1 protein-coding gene is annotated in these 2,681 nt (G+C 56.5%); it reads left to right on the top strand.

Features of this window, described 5'->3' with window-relative positions:
- Window positions 1-2,554: PAS domain S-box protein (locus tag EGI20_RS17360; RefSeq protein WP_498632965.1), on the top strand; the 2,554-nt coding region annotated here is incomplete at its 5' end.
- Between the last annotated feature and the right edge of the window lie 127 nt (window positions 2,555-2,681).

Genomic DNA, 2,681 nt, shown 5'->3' with positions numbered 1-2,681 from the left:
GGATGTGCGCGAGGCCGAGCAGCGTCAGGTTGAACTGGTCCGCGATGTGCAGTGGGCCGAGCAGACCATACAGTTGCGGCTGGAAGATGATGTGAGTCAGTTGGCAACGCTGGTTTACGCCATTACCCATGAAGAGGTGGAGCGCGCCGATTTTGAACGTCAGGCCGCTGAATTGATGGCCAATGCGCCGGAAATCGTGCAACTGACCCAGTTTGATGCGCAGGGTAATTGGCTGGCTGGAGCCGTTTTACCCGAGCAGTTTTTGCCAAGGTTAAAGGGCAAGGAACAGACTGGTTTATGGCCATCCTTATTGCTTAACGCACGCCCTGTTTTCAGTCGACCCTACAAGCTAAGCAATCAGAACTGGGCGTTTGCCTTGTTGTTGCCTATCCAGCGGCAAGACCGCTTTGCCGGTGCCGTGATGGCGGTGTTTGATGCGACGGCCTTTGTGCGCCATGTGCCGCCGGCCTGGTTTAGTGAAAAGTATCAGCTGGCCTTGCAAGACCAGTCGGGTGTGACGCTGGCGCGTAGCGCCGCACCCGCGCAGGAATACGCCCGCTCTGCCGCCCGCCTGATTCTGCCGGGGACCGGCTTGGTTTTGCGTGCCCATCCCTTGGGGAGTCCTTTCTCTTCTGCCCTGACATTTCAACTGGCTTTGATTGGCGGTTTGGCCTTGCTGACACTGATCAGCCTGATTCTGTTGTCGCGCCATATCGGGCGCCGTATAGAAGCTGAGGATGATCGCAATATGGTTTATCAGATGTCCCAGGAAATGTTGGGCCTGATGCGCGCGGACATGACTTTGCTGGATGTCAATCCGGCCTTTTCTGCTGCATTGGGCTATAGCCAGGCGCAGTTGGTGGGGACGTCTTTGTTGAGTTATTTGCAGGAAGAGGCGCGCGAGTCCGTGCGCGAGAAGTTATTGCGGATACTGGACGGTACCGAGCCGGATATTTTGCTTGAAACCGGGCTGCTTGCCGCGGATGGCCGTGTGCGCTGGGTCTGTTGGGTCATTAGTCCGCTGCGGGATCGCGGACTGCTGTATATGTCTGGTCGAGACCTTAGCCATATCCGGCAGGTGGAAGCAGCCTTGAGGCAGGAGTCGGCTTATCGCAAGGCGATGGAAGACTCGCTTTCTGCCGGCGTTCGCGCCATCGATTTGGAAGCGCGCATCTTGCATGTCAATCCGGCTTTTTGCCGTATTACCGGCTATTCCGCCGATGAACTGGTGGGCTGCACCCCGCCTTACCCTTACTGGTTAGCTGGCGATGAAGGCCGGCGTTGTCACGAGACGCTCATTCAGGCGATGCAGGGCGCCTACAACGAGGATGGTTACGAACAGGTTTACCAGCGCAAAAACGGCGAGTTGTTTTATGGCCACTTGTTGATGTCACCATTGATTGACGAGTACGGCAATCACAACGGCTGGATGGCGGCATTAACTGACGCCAGCGAGCAGCAAGAGAGCAGGCAACGCCTGATGGCAGCGCATGAACGCTTCGTTACCGTGGTAGAGGGCCTGAATGTAGCAGTGGCGGTGCATGATGCGGCCAGTCACGAGTTATATTTTTCCAACAGACTGTATGCAGAGCAGATGGCTGGGAATCTGGTGCCGGATGCGCCTTGTTGTGATGTCTTTTTGTGGCGTTTGATTCAGAGGCAGGGCGATTTTGATTTTGAGCTGCAGTGGGGCACAGAGGGGGGCACGCGCTGTCTGGCCGTGCGTCGGCGTATTGTGCGCTGGGTGAATGGCTGCGATGCCGAAATGATCTTGCTGGATGATATTACAGCCCAGCGTGAGGCAGAGCAGCGCTATCAGTCCCAGTTGATCCAGATGCAGGCGACCAGCCGTCTGGTGACCATGGGAGAAATGGCCTCTACCCTGGCGCATGAGCTGAATCAGCCCTTGGCCGCGATTGCCAACTATCAGGCTGGCTGTGTCGCCCGTATTCGTCAGGGCAAGAGTTCTGCCGAGGCACTGTTGCCTGTGATGCAGAAGATTACCGAGCAGGCGGAACGCGCCGGCAAGGTGGTGCGCCGCGTGCGCGAATTCGTCAAACAGAGTGAGCCGGATCGCCGTCCTTGTCTGCTGGCCGATATCATCGAGGCGACGCTGTCGATTGCCGATATCGAAGCCAGACGCTTGGGGGCGGTGATCGAGTTGCAACTGGCAGCCGATCTGCCTGCCGTGTGGGTTGATCCCATCCTGATCGAGCAGGTTCTGCTCAATCTGATCAAAAATGGCATCGAAGCCATGCAGCAACTGGAGCGTCCGCAACGGGTGCTGACGATTACGACGCATCAACTGGATGCAAGACAGATCAGGCTGGCCATCCGCGATCGTGGTCATGGTGTACCCGAGTCCATACGCGGCCAGCTGTTTGATGCTTTTTTTACCACCAAGCCTGATGGGATGGGAATGGGTCTGAATATTTGCCGCTCCATTATCGAGATGCATCAGGGGCAACTACGGCTGGATGCAGCCAAGGAGGGGGGCAGCGTGTTTTCTATTACCTTGCCGGTAGCGGAGTCTGTATGTCTGAGCGAAGCATGAAAATCCATGTGGTGGACGATGATGATGCTTTTCGTGACTCTTTGTTATGGCTGCTGGAAAGCCATGATTATCAGGTGGAAGGGCATGATAGTGCTGAAGCTTTCCTGATTGGGCGTACGCGCGGGGA

Source organism: Aquitalea sp. S1-19, assembly GCF_024343515.1.
This window is presented reverse-complemented; position numbering and strand designations above follow the sequence as displayed.